This is a genomic window from Promicromonospora sp. MS192 (genome assembly GCF_049532985.1).
Classification (GTDB): domain Bacteria; phylum Actinomycetota; class Actinomycetes; order Actinomycetales; family Cellulomonadaceae; genus Promicromonospora.
Window position 1 is genome coordinate 3,907,850 of record NZ_CP186693.1, and the last position, 23,402, is coordinate 3,931,251.

At 74.4% G+C, this 23,402-nt stretch carries 18 protein-coding genes; 8 read left to right on the top strand and 10 right to left on the bottom strand.

Annotated features, from left to right (window positions below):
- Nucleotides 1-59: 59 nt before the first annotated feature.
- From ACO229_RS17630 to ACO229_RS17640, 3 genes are all read right to left on the bottom strand, one after another.
- Nucleotides 60-977 carry a macrolide 2'-phosphotransferase gene (locus ACO229_RS17630; protein WP_397414366.1) on the bottom strand — a complete coding sequence of 306 codons (918 nt, stop codon included), beginning with the start codon at nt 975-977 and terminating at the stop codon, nt 60-62.
- A 115-nt stretch (nt 978-1,092) separates the two neighbouring features.
- Nucleotides 1,093-1,992: an HAAS signaling domain-containing protein gene (locus ACO229_RS17635; RefSeq protein WP_423462316.1), complete on the bottom strand. Its 900-nt coding sequence runs from the start codon at nt 1,990-1,992 to the stop codon at nt 1,093-1,095.
- The gene (locus ACO229_RS17640; protein WP_397414372.1) at nt 1,989-2,321 is read right to left on the bottom strand and encodes a PadR family transcriptional regulator; all 333 of its coding nucleotides are present in this window, start codon (nt 2,319-2,321) and stop codon (nt 1,989-1,991) included. Before ACO229_RS17640 ends, ACO229_RS17635 begins: the two co-directional genes overlap by 4 nt.
- A gap of 122 nt (nt 2,322-2,443) precedes the next feature.
- Here ACO229_RS17640 and nudC point away from each other — a divergent pair, with 122 nt between their 5' ends.
- Complete coding sequence (gene nudC, locus ACO229_RS17645) at nt 2,444-3,343, top strand: NAD(+) diphosphatase (RefSeq protein WP_397431584.1); 900 nt, start codon at nt 2,444-2,446, stop codon at nt 3,341-3,343.
- A gap of 24 nt (nt 3,344-3,367) precedes the next feature.
- Here the strand turns inward: nudC and ACO229_RS17650 are convergent, their stop codons facing one another.
- From ACO229_RS17650 to ACO229_RS17660, 3 genes are all read right to left on the bottom strand, one after another.
- Entirely contained in the window at nt 3,368-6,826 is a 3,459-nt protein-coding gene (locus ACO229_RS17650; protein ID WP_423462317.1) for a UvrD-helicase domain-containing protein, read from the bottom strand.
- On the bottom strand, nt 6,823-10,242 hold the full coding sequence (locus ACO229_RS17655; protein WP_423462318.1) for a PD-(D/E)XK nuclease family protein: 3,420 nt from the start codon (nt 10,240-10,242) through the stop codon (nt 6,823-6,825). Before ACO229_RS17655 ends, ACO229_RS17650 begins: the two co-directional genes overlap by 4 nt.
- A gap of 100 nt (nt 10,243-10,342) precedes the next feature.
- Nucleotides 10,343-11,329: a DUF3152 domain-containing protein gene (locus ACO229_RS17660; protein ID WP_423462319.1), complete on the bottom strand. Its 987-nt coding sequence runs from the start codon at nt 11,327-11,329 to the stop codon at nt 10,343-10,345.
- A gap of 215 nt (nt 11,330-11,544) precedes the next feature.
- On the opposite strand from ACO229_RS17660, the gene ACO229_RS17665 reads away from it, so the two are divergent.
- From ACO229_RS17665 to ACO229_RS17675, 3 genes are all read left to right on the top strand, one after another.
- Nucleotides 11,545-11,766: a DUF3107 domain-containing protein gene (locus tag ACO229_RS17665; RefSeq protein WP_397414380.1), complete on the top strand. Its 222-nt coding sequence runs from the start codon at nt 11,545-11,547 to the stop codon at nt 11,764-11,766.
- 315 nt (nt 11,767-12,081) lie between these two features.
- The gene (locus ACO229_RS17670) at nt 12,082-13,749 is read left to right on the top strand and encodes a DEAD/DEAH box helicase (protein WP_397414382.1); all 1,668 of its coding nucleotides are present in this window, start codon (nt 12,082-12,084) and stop codon (nt 13,747-13,749) included.
- 131 nt (nt 13,750-13,880) lie between these two features.
- The gene (locus ACO229_RS17675; protein WP_397414385.1) at nt 13,881-14,177 is read left to right on the top strand and encodes a DUF1905 domain-containing protein; all 297 of its coding nucleotides are present in this window, start codon (nt 13,881-13,883) and stop codon (nt 14,175-14,177) included.
- Between the two features lie 71 nt (nt 14,178-14,248).
- On the opposite strand, the gene ACO229_RS17680 is transcribed toward ACO229_RS17675, so the two are convergent.
- A complete protein-coding gene (locus ACO229_RS17680; protein ID WP_397414388.1) occupies nt 14,249-14,884 on the bottom strand; it encodes a MarC family protein in 636 nt (211 codons plus the stop codon).
- A complete protein-coding gene (locus ACO229_RS17685; RefSeq protein ID WP_397414391.1) occupies nt 14,881-15,729 on the bottom strand; it encodes a PHP domain-containing protein in 849 nt (282 codons plus the stop codon). The genes ACO229_RS17680 and ACO229_RS17685 overlap by 4 nt, the downstream gene beginning before the upstream one ends.
- A 175-nt stretch (nt 15,730-15,904) precedes the next feature.
- Between ACO229_RS17685 and ACO229_RS17690 the strand changes: the two genes are divergently transcribed.
- Nucleotides 15,905-16,741, top strand: a complete 837-nt coding sequence (locus ACO229_RS17690; RefSeq protein ID WP_423462320.1) for an alpha/beta fold hydrolase — start codon at nt 15,905-15,907, stop codon at nt 16,739-16,741.
- A gap of 12 nt (nt 16,742-16,753) precedes the next feature.
- On the top strand, nt 16,754-18,292 hold the full coding sequence (locus tag ACO229_RS17695; RefSeq protein WP_397414395.1) for an aminopeptidase P family protein: 1,539 nt from the start codon (nt 16,754-16,756) through the stop codon (nt 18,290-18,292).
- Nucleotides 18,293-18,861: 569 nt separating this feature from the next.
- Here ACO229_RS17695 and ACO229_RS17700 read toward each other — a convergent pair.
- On the bottom strand, nt 18,862-19,836 hold the full coding sequence (locus tag ACO229_RS17700; RefSeq protein WP_423462321.1) for a hypothetical protein: 975 nt from the start codon (nt 19,834-19,836) through the stop codon (nt 18,862-18,864).
- A 714-nt stretch (nt 19,837-20,550) separates the two neighbouring features.
- The gene (locus ACO229_RS17705) at nt 20,551-21,489 is read right to left on the bottom strand and encodes a general stress protein (protein WP_423462322.1); all 939 of its coding nucleotides are present in this window, start codon (nt 21,487-21,489) and stop codon (nt 20,551-20,553) included.
- Nucleotides 21,490-21,561: 72 nt separating this feature from the next.
- Between ACO229_RS17705 and ACO229_RS17710 the strand changes: the two genes are divergently transcribed.
- Nucleotides 21,562-22,893: a magnesium transporter MgtE N-terminal domain-containing protein gene (locus ACO229_RS17710; protein ID WP_397431606.1), complete on the top strand. Its 1,332-nt coding sequence runs from the start codon at nt 21,562-21,564 to the stop codon at nt 22,891-22,893.
- Nucleotides 22,886-23,401: a DUF1003 domain-containing protein gene (locus tag ACO229_RS17715; RefSeq protein ID WP_423462323.1), complete on the top strand. Its 516-nt coding sequence runs from the start codon at nt 22,886-22,888 to the stop codon at nt 23,399-23,401. The genes ACO229_RS17710 and ACO229_RS17715 overlap by 8 nt, the downstream gene beginning before the upstream one ends.
- Nucleotide 23,402: the final 1 nt, after the last annotated feature.

The window sequence follows — 23,402 nt, forward strand, 5'->3', positions numbered from 1 at the left end:
GCCGGACCGGTACCCGGCGCTTCCCCGCGCTCCTCCGGGTGCCGATCCGGTCGCGCCGTTCAGCCCTGGTCGAGGGTCGCCTCGTCCAGGTCCTCCAGCATCGAGGTCGCGTCCTCGACCACCTCGGGCAGCCGGTGCCGCACGCCGTGCAGCAGCCAGCGCGCGAGCGCGAGCTCGCCCACGAGCATCGCGCGCTCCGCGAGCCGGGGGTCGCTCAGCTCCGTGCGGCGCAGCTGGTACGCCTCCATGATCGAGTCGACCGCCTCGATCGGCGCGGCCGCGATGAGCCAGGCCAGGTCGTCCGCGGGGTCCGCGACACGCGCCTCCGACCAGCCCGACACGGCCACGACCCGCTGCCGGTCCACGAGGAGCTGGTCCGGCGCGAGGTCGCCGTGCGACACGACCGGCCGGAACTTCCAGAGGGACACGTCCTCCAGCGCCGTCTCCCAGCGCCGCAGCAGCGTGGGTGGGACACGGCCCGTCCGTGCCGCCTCGTCGACCTCGGTCAGCCGGCGTTCCCGGTACTCGGAGGCGGTGTAGCTGGGCAGCCCGCACGTCTCCACGACCGACGTCGGCAGCTCGTGGATCGCGGCGATGGCCCGGCCCAGGTCCGCGGCAAGCCCCGGGCCCGGCTCCAGCGACTCGACGTCGAGGGTGCTGCCGATGATCCGCCGGTGCACCACCGCCCGGCCGCCCTCCGGCAGGAGCGCGTAGCCCGCGACCTGCGGCACGACGAACGGCAGGACCCCGGTGTCGATGTACAGCCGGAGCGCGTCGAGCAGCTCGATCTCCGCCTCCAGCGCGGCGCCGGCTACGGTGGTGCGCGGTGCGCGCACCACCCATTCCTGGTCGTCCTGACCGGTGACGACCGCGACGTCGTAGTCGCCCGTGAGGTCTCCGACACGGACCGACCGGGCGTCGAGGCCGGGCACGGCGGCGGTCGAGAGGGCGGCGAGGGCGAGGGGCGTGCGGGACACGTGCACACCGTATTGCAGCGCCCGCGGTGCCAGGGACCAGGTCGGGGGCGTGTCCCCGGGCTCCGCGGCGGATCCGGTCCGGATCCGCCGCGGATCCGGACCGGGTCCGGTGCGGCTACCCGCGAGCCGAGGGGCGCGCGGCGGAGTGCGCGAGGACATGGCTCAGGCCGAGAGCGAGGAACAGGCCACCGCCCCACCACACACCGAGGAAGAGGAGGCCCGGGCTCAGGGTGGCCCAGACCATCGCCACCACACCGAGCGCGGCCAGCACGGCGCCGGCCCAGACCTTGCCGAGGGCGATCAGCACGCCGAGGGCCAGCATCGCGACCAGCGCCAGCACGGTCCACACATCGGTGTCGAAGCTCCCGGCGACGACGCCGCCCAGGGTGAGGAGCGCCGGCAGACCCGCGAGGGCGCCGCCGACGACGCGCCAGCCGACGGCAGGCCGGCCCGTGCGCGCGAGGACCGGAACGACGAGGGCCGCCCACGCGAGCATCGCAGTGGGGACGAAGACCGTCTGCGCGGTACCGGTCAGGACCGTCAGCACGAGGGCGACCACGGCGGTGACCACGGTGCGGGCACGCGCGGGGACGGCGACCGGGACCGCGGCCACCACCGCCGGGAGCAGGTTCCACAGCACGATCCCGAAGCCGTGCTCGTCGTACCGGGCATCGAGGCCGGGGAGGGAGTCGTCGGGCCACAGGAACGACACGAACATCCCGGTGAACGCCGCCGTCCCCACCGCCGTCCACTGCAGCACGCGGCGGATCCGGTCGGCCCGGCCGTCGTCGTGACCCAGCTCGGCCCGCACACGCGCGGTGAACGTCGCCGGGTCGCCGAGGCTCTCCACCGCCTGCTCGGGAGACCTGCCGGCGTCCGTGGCGTCCGCGAAGTGCGCGCGGACGTCGTCGAGCACGGCACCGCGCTGCTCCGGGGTGAGCGCGCGCAGGCGTCTGCCCACGTCACGCAGGTAGGCGCCTTCGGTGTTCGCGTTCATCATGGTCCTCTCCGTCATCGTGATCCCTCCAGAAGTGCGTCGACCTGCGCGCCGAGCGACGCCCAGACGCGGGCGAAGGTGGCGAGCTGTTCGGTGCCGTGCTCGGTGATGGCGTAGTAGCGGCGGGGCCGGCCGGTGCCGGACGCGTCCCACCGGGGCTCGACGAGCCCGTTCTCCCGCATGCGGGCGAGCAGCGGGTACAGGCTGCCCTCGCTCGCGATGAGCTCACGTCCGGTGAGGTCGTCGGCCAGCTCGAGGCCGTACTTCTCGCCGTGGGAGAGCAGCGCGAGCACGCAGTACTCGAGCACTCCCTTGCGGAGGTTCGTGGCGATGCGCTCCTCGGTCATGGGTCCCACGGTAACCTTGCATAGCAAGACTTGCAATACAAGACTTGCTAGACAAGGTTCGTGGGGGCTCCGTATCGCGCGATGCCCGGCGGCTCACCCCGCCAGGCGGCTACCGTCGTGCAGTGCTCCCTCTCGATCTCCCTTTCCTCCGCGCCGCCCACGACCGCGCCGCCCACCGGCGCGCGGAACCCCGGCTCGTCGACGACCTCCGCAAGGAGCCGGGCACCCGGGTGCTGGTGCTGCGCGGCGACCGGGTGGCCACGACCGGGTCGCGGGTCGCGCTGTTCCCCTCGGCCGACGTCGCGCACCTCACCGCGCACATCCACCTGTTCCTCGGGGAGGCCGACGGCGTCGCCTACCTGGCGGCCGTCCTGGCCGAGCCCGGGACCGACCCGGAGCCGGAGCTCGACGTGGACTGGGCCGGGATGCGCACGCTCGACGTGCCCGACCTGGAGCAGGGCCTGGCGGTCGAGGCGTTCGCCCTCGCCCGGTGGCACGCCTCGCACACCCACTGCCCGCTGTGCGGCACGCCCACCGACGTGGCGCAGGCCGGCTGGGTGCGGGTCTGCCCGGCCGACGGGTCGCACCACTTCCCGCGCACCGACCCCGCGGTGATCATGGCGATCACCGACGCCGACGACCGGCTCCTCCTCGCGCGCGGGCCCGAGTGGGGCACGGACCGCCGGTCGGTGCTGGCCGGGTTCGTGGAGCCGGGCGAGAGCCTGGAGCAGGCGGTGGTCCGCGAGACCGCGGAAGAGGTCGGCGTCGTCGTGGACCCCGGGTCGATCGAGTACCGCGGCAGCCAGCCCTGGCCGTTCCCCGCGTCGCTGATGCTGGGGTTCCGTGCCCGCGCGACCACCACGGAGCTGGTCCGGCAGGAGGACGAGATCGCCGAGGCCGACTGGTTCACGCGCGCCGAGCTCACCGCGGCGCTCGCCGAGGGCCGGCTGAGCCCGCACGGCCGCAACTCGATCGGCCGTGCCCTCATCGAGGAGTGGCTCGGCGGCCCGATGGGCGGCTGACGCCCCCGTGGGCGACGACGCACGTCAGGCGCCCCGGATCAGCGCCTCCAGCTCGGCCTCGTCGAGCAGCCGGTCCGGACGGACGGTCGCGTCCGACCCCACGTAGTAGAACGCGGCGCTCACCTGGTCCAGCGGCAGCCCGGTCCAGCGGGACCACGCCAGCCGGTAGACGGCAAGCTGCACCTCGCGGGCCGCCCGCGCCGCGGCGTCGAGCGGTTCGCGGCCGGTCTTCCAGTCCACGACGACCACGGCGTCGGGTCCCGCGGCCGGGTCCCGGAAGACGGCGTCCATGCGGCAGCGCAGCATGACGCCGGCCACCGGGGTCTCGACGTCGACCTCGACGGCCACCGGCGTGCGGGCCGCCCACTCCGACCCCAGGAACGTGTCGCGCAGCTTGTCGAGGTCGGTGTCCTCGGGCAGGTCGTCGTCCTCGGCGCTCGGCAGGTCGTCGACGTCGAGCAGGGTCGCGGACGTGAAGAACTGCTCCACCCACTCGTGGAACCGGGTGCCCCGGCGGGCGTGCACCGTGGGCTGCACCGGCACCGGGCGGCGGAGCTGCAGCGCGAAGGCGTCGCGGTCCGCGGCGAGCCGGACCAGCCCGGAGGCCGACACGTGCGCGGGGAACGCGACCTCCCGGTCCGCGTGCCGGTCGCGCTCGGCGAGCAGCATGCGGGTGAGGTCGACCAGGTCGTGGCCGGCGGCGTCCGCCAGGGTCCCACGCGGTGCGGTGAGCGCGTCGGGCGGCAGCCCTGCGGCGGCGAGCGCCACCAGGCGGTCCTCCGCCGCATCGTCCACGAGCGCCGCCGTGGCCCGCAGCACGTCGCGGGCCGTCGGCTGCGCCGGGGCGGCGCCGGCGTGCTCCGGGGCCGGCCAGAGCGCGGTGATCTCCTCCGCGTTGCGCGGGTTCTCGGCGTCCGGCTCCGGCATGGGTGCCCACAGGTCGGCGGTGACCTGGCCCGCGTCGACCAGCTCGGCGAGGAACGGGGAGAGGCCGCGCGGCCGGCTCGCCGTACCCCACCACGAGGCCGTGAGGAAGAGCTCGCGCCGGGCGCGGGTGAACGCGACGTACGCCAGCCGGCGTTCCTCCGCGAGCCGGTGCTCACCGCACTCGGCCTTGAACTCGTCACGCAACGCGACCAGGTCCTTGGTGTCGGACGCGTGCTCCCAGTCGAAGCGCGGCAGGTCGTCGGCGTCGCCGCGCAGGTGGTAGGGCAGCTCCCCGAGGTCGGACAGCCAGCCCGACGACGTCTCCCCGGACCGGGCGCCCCGGTCCCACGTGGGGAAGGCGCCGTCGGCGAGGCCTGCCACGGCGACCGAGTCCCACTCCAGGCCCTTGGCGGCGTGCGCGGTGATCACCTGGACGGCGTCCGGGTCCGGCTCGTGGACCGGCATGTCCAGGCCGCGCTCGCGCTCCCCGGCGACGCCGAGCCACGCGAGGAAGGCGCCGAGCGTCGCGGTGTCCGAGGACTGCGCGAACGACGCGGCGACGTCCCGGAACGCGTCGAGGTGCTCCCGGCCGCGGTCGCTCACCGCTCCCCCGACCCCGGCGCCCGCGAGCGCGAGGGCCGTGGCCGCCTCGACGTCGAGGCCCAGCGCACGTTCGGCCTGGACCACCAGCTCGGGCAGCGACAGGTAGGTGAGGCCACGGAGGTCGCGCAGCAGCCGGGCCAGGGCCGTCAGGCGTCGGTGGGCATCGGCGGACAGCACCCGGCCGTCACGAGCGGGGGTGCCCTCCGGCGGCAGGTCGTCGAGCGCGTCGACGATCGAGCGATGGTCGGTCACGTCACCCTCGACGACGCGGGGGTCCTCGTCCAGGGCGTCGGTGGTGCCGGTGGCTGCCTCTGCGGGTGTCCCGGCGCTGGTCGCGGTGGCTGTCCCGGCGGTCGCGGCCGGCGGGACGTCTTCCGGCCTGGTCTCCGCGACCGCTCGGCGCGGGTCGTCCAGGCGGGCCAGGTCGGCCGCCCAGGAGCCCAGGGCATGCAGGTCGGCTGCGCCGAGGTTCAGGCGCGGACCCGTGAGCAGACGCAGCAGCGAGTCACCGCGGGACGGGTCGTGCGCGGCCTGGAGCAGCGCGACGACGTCGACCACCTCGGGCGTGGACAGCAGGCCGCCCAGGCCCACGACCTCCACCGGGAGGCCGCGCCGGCGCAGAGCCACCTCCAGGGCGGGGAACTGGGCCCGTGCCCGGCACAGGACCGCCGCCGTCGAGCGCCCGTCCGGGTGCGCACCGGAGCGCCAGCGTGCGGCGACCCACTCGGCGACCGCGTCGGCCTCCTCCTCGAGCGTGGCGGCCACGTGCGCGGAGACCACGCCGTCGCCCGCACCGGGACGAAGGTCCAGCGGCGGCACCTCGACGTTGCCGCCCGCGCCCGTACGCGAGCGCAGCGGGCCGGACACGACGTTCGCCGCGGCGAGCACCGCGGCGTCGTTCCGCCACGACGTCGAGAGGTAGTGCACGGCGGCGGGTGCGCCGTCGCGGTGCCGGAAGCGGTCGGGGAAGCGGGACAGGCCCGCCGCCGAGGCACCACGCCACCCGTAGATGGACTGGTGCGGGTCGCCGACGGCGGTCACGGGGTGCCCGCCGCCGAACAGCCCGGACAGCAGCTCGACCTGCGCGTAGGAGGTGTCCTGGTACTCGTCGAGCAGCACCACCTCGAACCGGGCCCGCTCCGCGGCGCCCACGAGGGGCACGTCCCGGGCGAGCTCGGCGGCGAACGCGACCTGGTCGCCGAAGTCGAGGGCCTCGGCGATGCGCTTGCGACGCCGGTACTCGACCACGAGGTCCACGAACCGGGCCCGCTCCGCCACCGACGCGATGAGCTTGTCGACGTCCTTGGTCCGCTTCTTCTGCCGCGGGCCGAGCGGGACGGACTCGAGGTGCTCGGCCATCTCGGTGAGCCGGTCGCGCGCGTCGGCCGGGTCCACGAGGTGCTCGCCCAGGGCGCCGGACAGCGCCACGACCGCCGCCGTGACCGTGCTGACGGCCTTGTCGGTGCCGAGGTCCTCGTCCCAGGACTCGACGACGTGGGAGGCGAGCTGCCACTGCTCCGCCTGGCCCAGCAGGCGGGCGCTGGGCTCGACACCGAGGCGGAGGCCGTGGTCGGCCACGAGGGACGCGGCGTAGGCGTTGTAGGTCGCGACGGTGGGCCGGTCGAGGTCCAGGCCGGCGAGCGCCTCGCCCGATTCCTCGCCCAGCGCGCGGTTGAGCTGCGCCAGCCGGGTCTGCACCCGCTGGGTGAGCTCGCCCGCGGCCTTGCGCGTGAACGTCAGGCCGAGCACCTGCTCGGGCTGGACCAGCCTGTTGGCGATGAGCCAGACCACGCGCGCGGCCATGGTCTCGGTCTTGCCCGACCCGGCACCCGCGACGACCAGCGCGGGCTCCAGCGGCGACTCGATGACACGGACCTGCTCGTCGGTGGGCTCGTGGCGGCCGAGCAGGCGTGCGATGGCACGCGCCGACAGCCGGATCTCGGGCTCGCTCACTCGACCACGTTCCGTCCCTCGGGCTGCAGCGGGCAGGAGCGTCGCACCACGCACACCTCGCACAGGTCGTTGTTCCGTGCCGCGAACCGCGCGGCGGCCATGGTGTCGGCGGCGCCCTCGACGGTGTCCCGCGCCCAGCTGCCGCCGTCCTCGTCCGGCGCCAGGGCCGGCTGGTTCCGGACGCTCGCCGAGACCGTCTCGGTCCCCACGTAGACGAGGCTCGCGCCCTTGCTGACCGTGCCCTCCGGCAGGTCGAGCGCACCCTCCTCGACCGCGAGCTGGTACGCGCCGAGCTGCGGGTTCTCCGCTGCCTTGTCCTTGCTGGCCGCGGTCTTGCCGGTCTTCAGGTCGGCCACCGTGACGGCGCCGTCGCCCGCATCCTCGACGCGGTCCACCTGACCACGCAGGCGCGCGCGGCCCACCCGCAGGTCGAAGTCCGCCTCGACCAGGAGCGGCTCGCCGGCGTCGGCGAGGTAGTCCGCCAGGCGCTCCACCATGCGCTCGGCCCGCTTGCGGAGCTGGAGCGACGGCCAGCCGTCGGGCAGGGCGAGCTCCGGCCAGCGCCGGTCCAGCTCCTTGCGCAGATCCGTGAGCGACCCCTTCGGGTGGCTCTGGGCGATCGAGTGCAGCAGGGTGCCGAGGGTCTGGTGGGTGGCGTCCGGCCGGGTACCGCCCGCCGCCTCGAACGCCCAGCGCAGGGCGCACGTGGTCACCGTCTCGACCTTCGACGGCGACACCGTCACCGTGTCCCGCTCGCCCCACAACGGCACCTCGCTCGACACCCCGGCCACGCCGTACCAGGTGCTCGGGTCGGCCTCCGCGACGCCCGCCGCGGCGAGGTCCGCGAGGAGCGCCGCGGCAGGGTGCTCGACGGCGGTGCGCCCGACGCGTGCCTGCTCGGGCTCGACTGGCTCGGGTGCGGCTGGCTCGGGTGCGGCTGGCTCGGGTGCGGGCTCGGCAGGCGGCGTCGCCGCGACGGCAGGCGTGGCTCGTGCCACCTGTCCCCCGGCCGACCGCACCAGCTCCGAGCGAGCCGCGGCCACCACACCGCGCAGGTCCAGCGGCGGCCCGACCGGTACCCGGCGCGGGTCGGGACCGTCGCCGCCGTCGTTCCGCGGCGCGACGAGGTCGCAGAAGACGCTGGGTGCCTCCTCCGTGTCCTCCACGGCCGTGACCAGGAGCCGGCGCCGAGCCCGGGACACCGCCACCGCGAAGGCGCGCAGCTCGTCGGTCAGCACCTGCCGCCGGGCCTCCGACCCGACCACCCGGCCGTCCTGTGACCGGCCGGCGACGAGCTCGACCAGGGCCTGCGAGCCCAGGAGGGAGTCCCGCAGGCGCAGGTCCGGCCACACGCCGTCCTGCACACCGGCCACGACCACCACGTCCCACTCACGGCCGGCTGCGCCGGCGGGCGTGAGCGCCTCCACGGCACCCGCTCCCTGGGCCGAGGCCGCCAGCGAGTCCGCCGGAAGGTCCTGGGACGCCAGGTAGTCGACGAACGCGGCGACCGGCGCGCCCGGCATACGGTCCACGAACGTCTCGGCGGCGCGGAAGAGCGCGAGCACGGCGTCGAGGTCGCGGTCGGCCCGCAGTCCCGCCGGCCCGCCCGCGAGCGCCGCGGCGCTCCACCGCTCGGCCAGCCCGGACGCGGCCCAGACCGCCCACAGCACCGTCTGCGCGGTGGCGCCGGCCTCGGCGGCGGCCTCGCGGCCGGCCGCCAGCACGCGGGCGACGGCGAGCGGCCCGCGCCGAACCTGCGTGGGCAGCAGCGCGGCCCGGGCCGGGTCCGCGAGCACCTCGACGAGCAGCGCGTCCGACGTCCGCCCGCCGCCCGCCGACAGCTCCTCGGCCCGCAGCGCGCGGCGCAGCCGGCGCAGTGCCACCGCGTCCAGCCCGCCGAGCGGTGAGACCAGCAGCAGCGCGGCCGTCTCCGGGTCGAGCACCTCGTGGGCGGAGCCGTCGAGCTCTTCGGCGATCAGCGCCTCCAGGCTCCCCCGGGGTGCACCGGCGCAGGTCCGCACGGCCGCCAGGAGCGGTGCCACGGCGGGCTCGTCCCGCAGCGGGAGGTCCGACCCGAGCAGCGCGACCGGCACCGACGCCGACACGAGCTCCCGCCGGAGCGCCCCCAGTCGCGTGCCGCTGCGGGCGATCACCGCCATCCGGTCCCAGGGGGTGCCGCGCAGCAGGTGCTCGGCCCGCAGCTCGCGCGCGATCCAGGCGGCCTCCTGGGCCGCACTCGCGAGCACGGCCACCTGGACGGGATCGACGGCGCCGATTGCGTTCTCGTTCTCGGCCTTGGTCTCGCTCTCGGTCTCGGTGCGGCCGCCGGCCCGCCGGTGGAGCGCGCTCGCGGAGACGGGGATCCGGTCGGTCACGGCGCGGGTCACCGCGCGCAGTCCGGCGTCCTGCCGCCAGACCGTGCCGAGCACCGCCGTCTCGGCGTCGAACGCGCCGAAGGCCCGCCCGGGGCCGGCGGAGGCGGCTGCGCGGCCGGTGAGCCCGGGTGCGGCGCCACGGAAGGTCTGGACCGCCGCGTCAGGGTCGGACAGCAGCACGAGACGCGCGCCGTCGTCGCTCAGCACCCGCAGGAGCCGGACCGTCGCGGCCGTGGCCTCCTGGTAGTCGTCCACCACGACGAGGTCCCAGGCGGGGCGGGCCACCCCCGGCACGTCCTCCGCCCAGGAGCGCAGGGCCTGCGCGGCCTCGTCGATCACGACCGCCGGGTCGTAGCGCGGCCCCGCGTCGGGCGTCGCGAGCCGCAGCGCCATCGTGTCGAGGTACTCCTCGTAGAGCTGCGCGGCCATGACCCACTCGGGGCGTTCGTTCGCCCGGCCCATCTCGTCGAGCTCGACCGGGCCGAGACCGCGTTCGGCCGCGCGCATGAGCAGGTCGCGCAGCTCCTGGCGCAGGCCCCGCAGACCGAGCGACTCCTCCGGCAGGCCGGCCGGGAGCGAGAGCGGCCGGCCCTCGCCCGCCACGTGCCCCGCGAGCAGCTCGGCGAGCACCAGGTCCTGCTCCGGGCCCGACACCAGTGTGGGGGCGGGCAGCTCCAGCGCCGCGGACCGCTTGTGGAGCACGGCGAACGCCGCCGACGACGCCGTGCGGACCATCGGCGCACCGACCGTGCGCCCGGCCCGTGCCGCCACCTCGTCCCGCAGCCGGGCAGCGGCGCGCCGCGACGCCGCGAGGACCAGCACCCGCTCCGGGCTCGTGCCACCGGCGAGGGCACGCACGGCGACCTCGCAGGCGATCGTGGTCTTGCCCGAGCCGGGCGCCCCCAGCACCAGCGTCGCGCGGTGGGCGAGCGCGGTCTCGACGGCGGCCGACTGGCTCTCGTCGAGGCGCACGGGACCGGCGCCGCCGGGAACGGTCCCGGGCGGCGCCAGACGAGGTGCGAGGGTGGGGGTCGGTGTCACGCGGACGATCGAACCACGACCCACTGACACTCCCCGCGCCCCCGCGCGGACACGTCAGGAATGCCCGATTCGTTCCGCACGTGGGCTCGTGCCCGACGGCTCAGCGGGCGTCCGGGGCGGGCCACGGCTCCGGGAGGCAGCCGCTCGTCGTGGTGGTCTGCTGCACCATCACGGTCGCGTGCTCCCCCTCGCCCGCGCACAGGTCGTGGTGGTAGCCGATCACGTGCCCGACCTCGTGGTTCACGAGGTACTGCCGGTAGCGGACGATGCTCCCCCAGGCCTTCGACCCCGTGGCCCAGCGCTTGAAGTTGAGCACGGCCGTCTCCTCGATGCCGCAGGAGAGCTCGCCGATCGTGTCCAGCGGGAGGCACAGCTCGTCGGTGGTGCCCGGGCTCGCGAGCACCACGCGCACGTCGTACCGGTCGGAGTCGGTCCGGGCGAAGGTCGAGCCGTCCGCGCCGTTCCAGCCGCGCGGGTCGTTCAGGGTGGCCAGCACCGCCTCGGCGAAGACCTCACGGTCCACCGGCAGGCCCCGCTCCACGGCGACCTGGACGCGCCAGACCTTGCCCTTGCTCCTGCCCTCGGCGGGCGCGGGGCGGGACCCGCGCGCCACGACCAGCCGGCCCGAGAGCTTCTCCTCGACGACGGTCCGCGTACCGACCAGCCCGGAGCCGGGGTCCGGCGCCGGGGACCGGTCGGCGGTCGGGCTCGGGACGGGACCGGGCGACGGCGGCGCCTGCTTGCCCGGCCCCGGACCGGACGTCGCGGCCCGTGGCGACGCGTCGGTGCCGGAGGGCCCGGGTGAGCTCGCCACCTCGACGGGGTCCGGGGTCGGGAGCCGCGCCGGTGCGGCCTCCGCCGCCGGCGCAGGGGGCGAGACGCGGTCGCCCGACCGGGCCGCCTCGTAGGCGTCCCGGACCACGTCGGCCGCACCGTCACCGAGGCTGTCCTCGACCGCACCGGCGACGGCGGCGGCGGAGGCGTCCGGCTCCGTGGACATCGTGACCACCACGCCCGCGCCGAGCCCGAGCGCGAGGCACAGGCCGAGCGTCACCGTCGCGCGGCGGGGGGAGGTCGGACCGCTCACGCCGACCATGGTGCCACGCACCGGGCCGTCCGCCCATGGCTTCGTCCACAGGTCTCGCCCGTGAGGTCTCGCCCGTGAGGTCTCCCGCGCGCACAGGGCCGATCGGCTCACGGCGAAACCGCGGGCCGACGGCCGCCCGCCGTGACTAGGATCGTGTGGCCGGGTCCCCGGACCCCCGGGCACACGGCGCAATCCCCGACCGAACTGGAGTAAACGTGGACGTCACCATCGGTGTGCAGAACCTCCCGCGCGAGGTCACGGTCGAGACGGAGGAGACCGCCGACGCCGTCGCGACCGCGGTCAAGAAGGCCCTGTCCGGTGGCCCGCTCGAGCTCACCGACTCCCGCGGCCGCCGCGTGATCATCCCCGGCAGCGCCATCGGCTACGTCGAGATCGGCTCCGAGGAGCAGCGCAAGGTCGGCTTCGGCGCGGTCTGACCCGTCGGCACGTGGCGGATTGCGCCCGAATGCGCCGTCCGCCACGTGGCGTTCGTTACTAACCGGGTCCCTGGACGCGTTTCGCTAACCACGCGGAAACATGGTGCGCGTACCATGACTGGCGTACATCGGTTGCCCGGTCGTCACGTTCCGACCCCCGAGCCTGTGCTCCGGCCTCACCCGAGGCCGCCCCGACAGGACGCGCAGCCGGGGCCCTGGGCCCTGGCGCGCGATGATTTCCACGATCGGCTGCCGCACGAAGGCGCGATCGCCGGGCCATGAGGGCCCACCGCGCCGCGAGAGATGAAGGCGCCAGTGACTACCACAGACACCCCGGCCGCGAACGCGGCCACCGTGACCCCCGAGCCGACCATCGGCTCGGGTCCCGACTACTCCAGCCCGTCCGCCATCCAGGCGCAGAACGTGACGTTCGCGGACTTCGGCGTCCGCCCCGAGATCGTCGAGGCGCTCAAGGACTCGGGCATCACCCACCCCTTCCCCATCCAGGCCATGACGCTGCCCGTCGCCATGAGCGGGCACGACATCATCGGCCAGGCCAAGACCGGAACCGGCAAGACGCTCGGCTTCGGCGTACCGCTGCTGCACCGCGTCGTCGCCCCCGGCGAGGAGGGCTACGACCAGCTCGTGGCCCCCGGCAAGCCGCAGGCCGTCGTCGTGGTTCCCACCCGTGAGCTCGCCGTGCAGGTCGCGAACGACCTGGGCACGGCGTCCGCCCGGCGCAACGTGCGCATCGTGCAGGTCTACGGCGGCCGCGCCTACGAGCCGCAGATCGAGGCGCTGAAGTCCGGCGTCGACGTCGTGGTGGGCACCCCGGGCCGCATGATCGACCTGCTCAACCAGGGCCACCTCACGCTGCTGCGGGCCGCGACCGTCGTGCTCGACGAGGCCGACGAGATGCTCGACCTGGGCTTCCTGCCCGACGTCGAGAAGATCCTCGCCCGCACCCCCGCGCAGCGGCACACCATGCTGTTCAGCGCCACCATGCCGGGCGCCGTCGTCTCGATGGCCCGCCGGTACATGAAGCAGCCCACGCACATCCGCGCCGCCGAGCCGGACGACGAGGGTGCGACCGTCAAGAACATCAAGCAGGTCGTGTACCGGGCGCACGCCCTGGACAAGGTCGAGGTGCTGGCCCGCCTGCTGCAGGCCGAGGGCCGCGGCCGCACCATCGTGTTCGCGCGCACCAAGCGCACCGCCGCGAAGGTCGCGGAGGAGCTGCAGAGCCGTGGGTTCGCGGCCGGCGCCATCCACGGCGACCTCGGCCAGGGCGCCCGCGAGCAGGCCCTGCGCGCCTTCCGCAACAGCAAGATCGACGTGCTCGTCGCCACCGACGTCGCCGCCCGCGGCATCGACGTCGAGGACGTCACGCACGTGGTCAACTACCAGTGCCCCGAGGACGAGCGCACCTACCTGCACCGCGTGGGCCGCACTGGCCGCGCAGGCAACACCGGCACCGCGGTCACCTTCGTGGACTGGGACGACGTGCCGCGCTGGTCGCTCATCGACAAGGCGCTCGAGGTCGGCTTCCCGGAGCCGGTCGAGACCTACTCCACGTCGCCGCACCTGTACTCCGACCTCAGCATCCCCGAGGGCACCAAGGGCCGGCTGCCGCGTTCCGCGCAGCACCTGGCCGGGCTCGACGCCGAGGAGCTGGAGGATCTCGGCGAGACCGGGAAGCGCAACGGCGGGTCCCGCTCCGGCGGGCGTTCCGGTGGCGGACGCTCCGGAGGGCACCGTTCCGGCGGCCGGCAGGGCGGCGCGTCGCGCTCGTCCTCCCGGTCCGACGGCGGCGCCGCGTCGGACGGCGGAGCCCAGCCCGGCGGTGCTCCCGCCGGACACGGCGGCGAGCACGCGGGTGACGGCGGGGGCGACGGCGGCCAGCGTCGGCGTCGGACCCGGACGCGCCGCCGCACCCGCGGTGGCCGGCCGGCCACCGACGGCGGCCAGGCGACCACCGACTGAGCCACCGGCCGGCTGAGGCCGGTCACCTGAGACCGGCCGGCCGAGCCCAGCGCGCACGAGAGCCGGGTGCCCACGTCGCCGACGTGGGGACCCGGCTCTCGTGCTCCCCGCTCGTCTGCCACACTCGGGACGTGCAGATCGAGTTCACCGCACCCCTGTGGCAGTGGCAGGCCAGGACCGACGCCTGGTGGTTCGTGACCGTGCCGCCCGAGCAGTCCGACGAGCTGGCCGACCTGCCCCTGCCGCCGCGCGGGTTCGGCTCCATCCGGGTGCGCGTCACCGTCGGGAGCACCACGTGGACCACGTCGGTCTTCCCCAGCGACCGCGACGGCGGCTACGTGCTGCCGATGAAGAAGAAGGTGCGGCAGGCCGAGAGCCTCACGCCCTCCGAGCCGGTCCCGGTCTTCCTGGAGACCCTGGACGTCTGACCCGGACCGGGCGCGCGGTCAGCCCCGTGCCGTCCGACGGCGCCGTCAGACGGTGCCGTCGGACCGTGCCGTCAGACCGTGCGGACGAACTCGATGACGCCGTTGGCGATCATCTGCGTGGCGATCGCGGCGAGCAGCACGCCCGCGATGCGGGTCACCAGCGTGACGCCGGAGTCCTTGAGCACCCGGTGCACCACGCCCGCGAACCGCATCGCCGCCCACGTGCAGATGCACACCGCGACGATGCCGATACCGATCGACGCGTAGTGCCCGATCCGCGACTCGCCCGCGTGCACACCCTGCTGCACGAAGACCATGGTGGCCACGATCGTGCCCGGCCCGGCCAGCAGCGGCGTGGCGAGCGGCACGAGGGCCACGTTCCGGGCGGGACCGCCCGGCTCGGACTCGCCGGCGTCCATCTTGCCCATCAGCAGCTCCAGGGCGACCAGGAGCAGGAGCAGGCCGCCCGATGCCTGGAGCGCCGCCAGCGAGATCCCCATGTGCTCCAGGAGAAGCTGCCCGAACAGCGCGAACACCACGATCACGCCGAACGCGACGAGGATCGCGGTACGCGCCGCGCGGCGCCGGTCGTGCGCCGTCATCCGCGACGTCAGCGCCAGGAACACGGGCACCGTGCCCGGCGGGTCCATGATGACGAACAGCGTCACGAACACCTCGGTGAACAGCGCGACGTCGAACCAGCTCACCGCAGCACCTCGAGTGCTCCCTGCTCGACGATCGCGTCGAGCACGTCGGGCGCCGTCGTGTTCTCCCCGATGCGGTTCTGCTTGCCCGCGCCGTGGAAGTCGCTCGACCCCGTGACCAGCAGCCCCAGGGACTCGGCGACGTCACGCAGGCGCCGCCGCGTGTCCGGGGTGTGGTCGCGGTGGTCCACCTCCAGCCCCGCGAGACCCGCCGCGGCCAGCTCCTCGATCGTGGAGTCGGGCACGACGCGGCCCCGGGCGTCGGCCCCCGGGTGGGCGAAGACCGGCACGCCGCCGGCGGCCCGGACCGCGCGGACGGCGGCCACGGCGTCGGGCGCGTAGTGGCCCACGTAGTACCGGGTGCCGGGCCGCAGGATGGTCGCGAACGCCTCGTCGCGGTCGCGGACCGCACCGGCCGCCACCAGGGCGTCCGCGATGTGCGGGCGGCCGAGCGTGGTGCCGGGCTGCGTCTGGGCCAGCAGGTCCTCCCAGGTGATCGGGTAGTCCTCGCCGAGCAGGTCCACCATGCGGCGGGCACGCGACTCGCGGTCGTCCCGGGTGCGCTCGGTCTCGGCCAGCAGGTCGGGGTGCGTGGGGTCGTGCAGGTAGGCCAGCAGGTGCACGCCCGTGCCCCAGCCCCGGGTGGCGGCGATCGCGGAGATCTCGGCGCCCCGGACCAGCCCGACGCCGACGCGGCCCGCCGCCTCGGCGGCCTCCGCCCAGCCGGCCGTGGTGTCGTGGTCCGTGATGGCGAGCGTCGTGATGCCGGCCTGCGCGGCGACCTCGACCAGGCGCGCTGGCGAGTCGGTGCCGTCGGACGCCGTGGAGTGCGTGTGGAGGTCGATCACTCCACCAGGGTAGAGATGCCCCGGCCTCCTGAGCGCCCCGAGCGGCGTGAGGTGCGGCACCCCCGGGCCGTACCGCACGCCGCTCGGGGCGCGCCGTCAAGCCCACACAGCACGTTCACGGGCTGTTCCGCCGTCGTACGCCGGGCGCCCGCGAGCGCCGGTCATCATCGAAGGGATGAACAGCAGCATCCAGAACCCGCAGCCTGCCCCCACGAGCGTCGTCTTCGTGCACGGCATGCGCAGCTCCGGCGCGATCTGGGAGAGCCAGGTCGAGCACCTGCAGGAGGCCGGTCACCAGGCCGTCGCCGTCGACCTGCCCGCGCACGGCACGCGCCGGCACGACCGGTTCACCCTGGCCGGCGCCTTCCAGGCGCTGGACGACGCCGTCGAGTCGCTCCCGGGTCCCGTCGCCGTGGTGGGGCTGTCGCTCGGCGGCTACACGTCGCTCGCCTGGGCTGCCCGCCCGCACACCACCGACCGCCTGGTGGGCGTGCTCGCCGCCGGCTGCACCTCCGACCCGCGGGGCAAGCCCGTGCGGCTCTACCGGGACGTCGCGAAGACCGTGGCCGGCGCCGCCTACCTCGGCCGTCGGCTGACCGGTCGCGTGGTGCACCCGAGCGTGCACCGGGCGCGGCTGTCGGTGCCCACGTTCCGCCTGCCGTTCCGCGCACCCCGCAGCGCCCCGGGCGGCGCCGATCTGCGCCAGGTCGAGATCGCGCCCCGCCAGACCGCCGAGATGTACCGCCCCACCTGGGACGTCGTCACCGACTCACTGACCCACCTCGCCGGGCTCTCCTCGGTCGCCAACGTGCGGGCCGCGCGGGTGCCTGTCTGGTTCGTCAACGGCGCGCGCGACGCCATGCGCATCGGCGAGCAGCGTCACCTCGCCGCGGCCCGCGACGGCGCGCTCGTCGTCATCCCCGGCGCGGGGCACGACGTCAACACCGAGGCTCCGGCGGCGTTCAACCGGGTGCTCACCCGGGCACTGTCCGACTTCGCGCGGGGTGCGTGAAACACTGGGCGTATGAGCGAGCCCACCACCACGTCGCAGACCGACGAGCAGGGAACCGCCGACCGCGGGTCCAACCGTTCGCACCGTCCCGCCTCGACCGCGTTCAAGAACTTCGTGATGTCGCAGTGGGCCCCGCGTGCCGAGCTCGGCCTCACGCCGTCGGCCGCCGAGGCCTACACCGGCGCGCGCCGCGCCGCTCTCTCGGAGCGGCTGCCGGGCGTCCGCCTGGTGATCCCCGCGGGTTCGCTCAAGACCCGCTCCAACGACACCGACTACCGGTTCCGCCCGCACTCGGCGTTCGCGCACCTCACGGGCCTGGGCACCGACCAGGAGCCGGACGCCGTCCTGGTGCTCCACCCGGTCGAGGACGGCGCGGGGGACGACGGGTCCGGCCACCACGCCGTGCTGTACGTGCGCCCGCTCGCGCCCCGCGACAACGAGGAGTTCTACGCCGACGCCCGCTACGGCGAGTTCTGGGTCGGGGCCCGGCCCTCCCTGGCCGACGTCGAGGCGCTGACGGGCATCGAGGCCCGGCACATCGACGAGCTGGGCGACGCGCTGGCCAAGGACGTCGGCGACGGCGGCGTGCGGCTGCTCGTCGTGACCGGCGCGGACGACGCCGTCGAGGCGCTCGTCGAGGAGTTGCGCCTGGAGGCCGGGGAGGACGAGGACGCCCTGACCGACGAGGCCCTCGTGGAGGCCACCTCCGAGCTGCGCCTGATCAAGGACGAGTACGAGATCGCGCAGATGCGCGAGGCCGTCGCGCGCACCATCGAGGGGTTCGAGGCCGTGGTCCGCGCCCTGCCGCGCGCGGTGGCGCACCGGCGCGGGGAGCGCGTGGTCGAGACCACCTTCGACGGGCACGCCCGCCTGGAGGGGAACGCGGTGGGCTACGAGACCATCGCGGCCTCGGGCGAGCACGCCACCACGCTGCACTGGATCCGGAACGACGGCGAGGTCCGCTCGGGGGACGTGCTGCTGCTCGACGGCGGCGTGGAGGTCGACTCGCTCTACACCGCCGACATCACGCGCTCCCTGCCGGTCGACGGCGAGTACACCGAGGTGCAGCGGAAGATCTACCAGGCCGTGCTGGACGCGGCCGACGCCGCGTTCGCCGTCGCGAAGCCGGGCACGAAGTTCCGCGACGTGCACGCGGCGGCGATGGAGGTCATCGCGGCCCGCCTGGAGGAGTGGGGCTTCCTGCCCGACGGCGTCACCGCCGCCGACGCCCTGGGCGACGACGGCCAGCAGCACCGCCGCTGGATGGTGCACGGCACCTCGCATCACCTGGGCCTCGACGTGCACGACTGCGCGCAGGCACGCCGCGAGCTGTACCTCGACGGCGTGCTGGAGCCGGGCATGGTGTTCACCATCGAGCCGGGCCTGTACTTCAAGGCCGACGACCTGGCGGTGCCCGAGGAGTTCCGGGGCATCGGCGTGCGCATCGAGGACGACGTGCTGATCACCGCCGACGGCAACGAGAACCTCTCGGCGGCGCTCCCCCGCGACCCTGATGCGGTCGAGGCCTGGATGGCGTCGCTGCGCGGCTGATCTGGGGTGGCTGGCTTGGGGTGGCTGATCTGGGATGCCTGATCTGGCGTGCCGGACTTGGCGCGGCTGACCTGGGGTGCCAGACCTGGCGTGCCAGACCTGGTACGGCTGATCTGGCGTGCCTGACCTGGCGTGCCTGACCTGGCACGGCTGACCTGGCGTGCCTGACGGGGTATGCGGGGGCTCGCGCCGGATCACCGGCGCCGGTGCCTGTTCCCGCCCTGAACTCGGTCACATGCCAACCGTGGAAAGCTGCGGTCGGTCGGTTGCCCTGAGATCGGTCGTCTGATGGACCGATCTCAGGGCAACCGACCGAAGATCGGTCCGGTCGACGTGCATCTGACCGAAGATCGGTCCGGTCGACGTGCATCTGACCGAAGATCGGTCCGGTCGACGTGCATCTGACCGAAGGTGAGAGCCCGACCGACGTGCATCCGAGCGAAGGTGAGCCCGGTCAACGTGCATCCGACCGACGATGAGCCCGGCCGACGTGCATCTGACCGATGCTGCCCGTCGTGCATCTGACCGAAACCGTCCTCAGCCGAGGTGCATCTGGCCGGTTTCGCGTGTCAGGACGGGCGGAGCAACGGATCCGGGCGGGCCGCGTCCACGGCGTCGCGCGGGAGATGCCGGACGAATCGCGCAATCATCGCGGGCACGTCGCGCCTGTCCGACGCGCTGACGCTCTCGATGGTGAAGCCGGCCTGCCGGATCGCGTCCGCCCGGGCCTTCTCGTCCAGGTATTCCTGCGCCGGGTCGTGTCCCGGGCGCACGCCGTCGGGACGGTACTTCACACGCCCGTCGAACTCGATACCGAGAGCCCACCGGTCGTACCCGAGGTCGGTGTGGAAGACACCCGCCGCGGTGCGGACCGGCATCTGCGTGACGGGCCGGGGCAGTCCGCGACGGAGGATCTCGTACCTGACCCAGGTCTCCCAGGCGGACTGGGCACCGGCGTCGGCCAGCTCGATCACCCGGCGGGCCCGGCGCGTGCCGCGTCGGTCCGGCGTGGCGGCGAGCACCTCGAGCAACGTCTCCCGCACGAGGCCCATGGCCAGTGCGGAGTCGGTGATCACGAGTGCTTCGAGAGGATGCAGGGTCCGTGCGCAGTCGACGACGGTGCGCGCCAACGACGTCACAGGAATGCCCGACGCGACGGCGACGTCCTGCGCGGAGATCGTCCAGGCGTGGCGACGGACGTCCGCCGCGGCATGGGCCGACGCACGGTAGCGCTGGTAGACGTGGGTGACGGTGGGCATGGTCCAGAGGCGGAGACCCAGGAGCAGGGCCGCCGAGACGTGACCGAACACGTGGTCGGCCCTGAGCTGGGTATGCAGAGCGCTGATCCGCGCGAGCGCCAGTCGGCGCGCCTCCTGGTACGCCCGGCCTGGGCCCTCGGCCTGGATCTGGTCCGGTGGGCAGTAGGCTCCGCGCCGGACCCGGAGGATGTCGCCGGCCCGGGCGGATGCGGCAAGTCGGTTGCGATCATGCTCCAACGTCAGCGTGACGGCGGGGATCGTGATGGTGGTGGTCGTTGTGGTCATGCCTCGACGGTCCACCATGGCTGACCGCTCAAGAGACCTGGACCGAGCCGCCTGTGCACCGGCACGGATTACGGCGCGCTGTGGTCGAGCTCGGGCCGAGCGTGGGTCTGGGACAGGGTCCCGGCTCAGAACCCAGAACCCAGAACCCAGAACATGCTCGGTCATCTGCCGGCGGTAGCGGCGTGACTTCGGTCATCCGTCAGCGGCAGCAGCGTGAACTCGGTCATCCGTCAGCGGCAGCAGCGCGACTTCGGTCATCCGTCAGCGGCAGCAGCATGGCTTCGGTCCCTTGCGCTGAGATCGGTCGACTGGTTGACCGATCTCGGTGCAAGGAACCGAAGTCGGCGGGGGTCACACCGCGAGGGACCGAACACGTGCCCAGCATGCCCAGCGACCCCGGAGCACCTAATCACGAACGCCGCAGGAACGCGGCTGAATGCAGCGGGAACACAGGACACCCCGGGCAGCCCCGGACGGTGCGCGAGCACCATGCCGACCGTCGGGGCAGCGAGCGCGACCTCCGAGCTGGCACCGTCTCCTCCGAAGCAAGCCCGACCTCCGAAGCTGGCGCCGCCTGCTCCCCAGCAAGCCCGACCTCCGAAGCTGGCGCCGCCTCCCCCGCAGCAAGCGCAACCTCCGAAGCTAGCGCCGTCTCCTCCGAAGCTAGCGCCATCTCCTCCGCAACAAGCCCGACCTCCGAAGCTAGCGCCACCCCTACTTCTGGTCGTCGCTCGGCGGCGCGTACGGGTTGGCCGGTGGTGTGGTGCGCGACGTCGGGACGTCGTCCTGGTCGGCGGCCGCTGCCGTGGGCCGGTCGGACCCGCTGTCCTGTGCCGTCGGCGCATCCGTCGGGGCGCCAGGAGCCGGCTGCCCGGACTCAGCCCCAGCCCCAGCCCCAGCCCCGACCCCGCCACTCGGCGTGCCCGAGGCCGGTGCCGCACCCGGCGCGCCCGGGGTCGCGTCCGCCGAGGGAGCAGCCGGCGCCTGCGACCCCGGGCGCATCGCGCCGTACCGCGGCTCGCCCGACGGCGTGACCCAGCGCGGGTCGGCCGGGCGGGTCGGCGGAGCGGCGGGCGCGGACGGCGCGGCGGCCGGCGGCTGCGCACCGTACGCGGGCGGGGCCGTGGGCGCCGGGACCCCGACGGTGGCCGTGCCCCGGGACTTGCCCAGTCCGCTCGGCGACTGCGCCAGCAGGGCGCGTGCGTCCGACGCATGGTCGTGGCCGCAGAGGATCGCGTACGTGGCCGCGACGATCTGCGACGAGGAGGTGAAGTCACGGCGTCCGCCCGTGAACGAGTACGACAGGATCGAGAACAGCAGACCGAAGCCGGCACCGAGCGCGATGCCCGCGAACATCACCTGGAACCCGGACGAACCTGCGAACAGCGTGAGCAGGAGCCCGACGAAGAAACCGAACCAGGCACCCGACAGCGCACCCGCGAGCGCCACGCGGCCGTAGGTGAGACGGCCCGTGACGCGCTCGACCATGCGCAGGTCGGTGCCCACGATCGTGACGTTCTCGACGGGGAACTTGTTGTCGGAGAGGTAGTCGACTGCTTTCTGCGCCTCCAGGTAGGTGGAGTACGCGGCGACCTCGTCACCGGCCGGCAGGGTCGGGACCTTCGGGACGGCACCCGGGCGAGACATGCTCATACCCCTAGTCTCCCCCACCCGGGCGGAAGTGGCGAGGAGCGAGGGTGTGGGGCGGGTCGTAGGCTGACCAGCGTGAGCGCCGGCAGCAGGGTCTTCGTGGCACGTCTGGCAGGCACCGTGGTCTTCGACCCGATCGGGGACCAGGTGGGCCGCGTCCGCGACGTCGTCGTGCTCGTCCGGGCGAAAGGGGCGCCGCGGGCGGTGGGCCTCGTGGTCGAGGTGCCGGGCCGGCGCCGGGTCTTCCTGCCGCTGACCCGGGTGACGAGCATCGACCCCGGGCAGGTGATCAGCACGGGCCTGGTGAACATGCGGCGGTTCGAGCAGCGGGCCATGGAGTCGGTGGTGCTCGGCGAGCTGCTGGACCGCCGCGTGCAGCTCAAGGACGGCTCGGGCGAGGTGACCATCGAGGACGTGTCGATCGCGCAGCAACGGACGGGCGACTGGCTGGTGGACCAGCTCTTCGTGCGGCGGCGGTCGGCCCGTGGTTCGGCGCCGTTCCGCCGGGGGTCCACCCTGACGGTGCCGGTCGACGCCGTGGCGGACCTCACCGCCCGCTCGGCGGAACAGGGTGCAGCGCGCCTGCTGGAGGCGTACGAGGACATGCGCGCGGCGGACCTCGCGGACGTGATCCGCGACCTGGGCACGGCGCGCCGCCTGGAGATCGCCACCGCGCTGAACGACGAGCGCCTGGCCGACGTGCTGGAGGAGCTGCCGGAGGACGCGCAGGTGTCCATCCTGTCGGGCCTGGACGTCGACCGCGCGGCCGACGTGCTGGAGGTCATGGAGCCCGACGACGCCGCCGACCTGCTGCACGAGCTGCCCGAGGAACAGGCCGCTCAGCTGCTGAACCTCATGGAGCCGGAGGAGGCCGCGGACGTCCGGCGCCTGCTGGAGTACGCCGAGGACACGGCCGGCGGCCTGATGACCACCGAACCGGTGATCCTGGGCGCGGACGACACGATCGCGACCGCCCTGGCCTCCATCCGGCGCTCGGAGCTGCCGCCGGCCCTGGCGTCCATGGTGTTCGTGGTGCGCCCGCCGCTGGAGACGCCGACCGGCCGGTTCCTCGGCGTCGCGCACTTCCAGCGGCTGCTGCGCGAGCCGCCGCACGCGGCGGTCGGGTCGGTGCTCGACGCCGAGACCGAGTGGCTCACCCACGACGCGTCGGTGGGGCAGGTGACCCGGCTCCTGGCCGCCTACGACCTGCTCGCGCTGCCCGTGCTGGACGCCCAGCGCCGGCTGCTGGGCGTCGTCACCGTCGACGACGTGCTGGACCACATCCTCCCGGACGACTGGCGCGACAGCGACGACGAGCGGATGGAGGCCGTGTCGGCGCAGGCCGCCCCGGCGGCGCGGCGTCGGCCCGCGCAGCGCCCGGCGGGACGGGGGCCGCACCGTGGCTGACCGCCTCGACACCCCGCTCGCCCAGCGCCGCGGTCTGGTTCCCCGGTTCCGGGTGGACCAGGACGCCGTCGGGAAGGCCACCGAGGCGATCGCCCGGTTCCTGGGCACGCCGCGGTTCCTCATCTACCTGACGGTCTTCTGCCTGCTGTGGCTCGCGTGGAACTCGTGGGGCCCGGAGGGTCTGCGGTTCGACAGCGCGGCCAACGGCTTCACGGCACTCACCCTCATGCTGTCGCTGCAGGCCAGCTACGCGGCCCCGCTGATCCTGCTGGCGCAGAACCGGCAGGACGACCGCGACCGGGTCACGGCCGAGCAGGACCGGCAGCGCGGTGAGCGCAACCTCGCCGACACGGAGTACCTGGCGCGGGAGATGGCGGCGCTGCGCATCGCGCTGAACGAGGTCGCCACGCGCGACTTCGTGCGCTCCGAGATCCGCAACCTCCTGGAGGAGCTGGACGAGAAGGGCCGGGAGCGGGACCGGTCCGGCGAGCAGGACCAGTCGGGCTGAG

What these genes read in the sequence shown, in the direction of transcription:
- ACO229_RS17635 (WP_423462316.1), bottom strand. Translation starts at nt 1,992, where the DNA reads ATGACGGAGAGGACCATGATGAACGCGAACACCGAAGGCGCCTACCTG.
- ACO229_RS17640 (WP_397414372.1), bottom strand. Translation starts at nt 2,321, where the DNA reads ATGACCGAGGAGCGCATCGCCACGAACCTCCGCAAGGGAGTGCTCGAG.
- ACO229_RS17690 (WP_423462320.1), top strand. Translation starts at nt 15,905, where the DNA reads ATGAACAGCAGCATCCAGAACCCGCAGCCTGCCCCCACGAGCGTCGTC.
- ACO229_RS17695 (WP_397414395.1), top strand. Translation starts at nt 16,754, where the DNA reads ATGAGCGAGCCCACCACCACGTCGCAGACCGACGAGCAGGGAACCGCC.
- ACO229_RS17700 (WP_423462321.1), bottom strand. Translation starts at nt 19,836, where the DNA reads ATGACCACAACGACCACCACCATCACGATCCCCGCCGTCACGCTGACG.
- ACO229_RS17705 (WP_423462322.1), bottom strand. Translation starts at nt 21,489, where the DNA reads ATGAGCATGTCTCGCCCGGGTGCCGTCCCGAAGGTCCCGACCCTGCCG.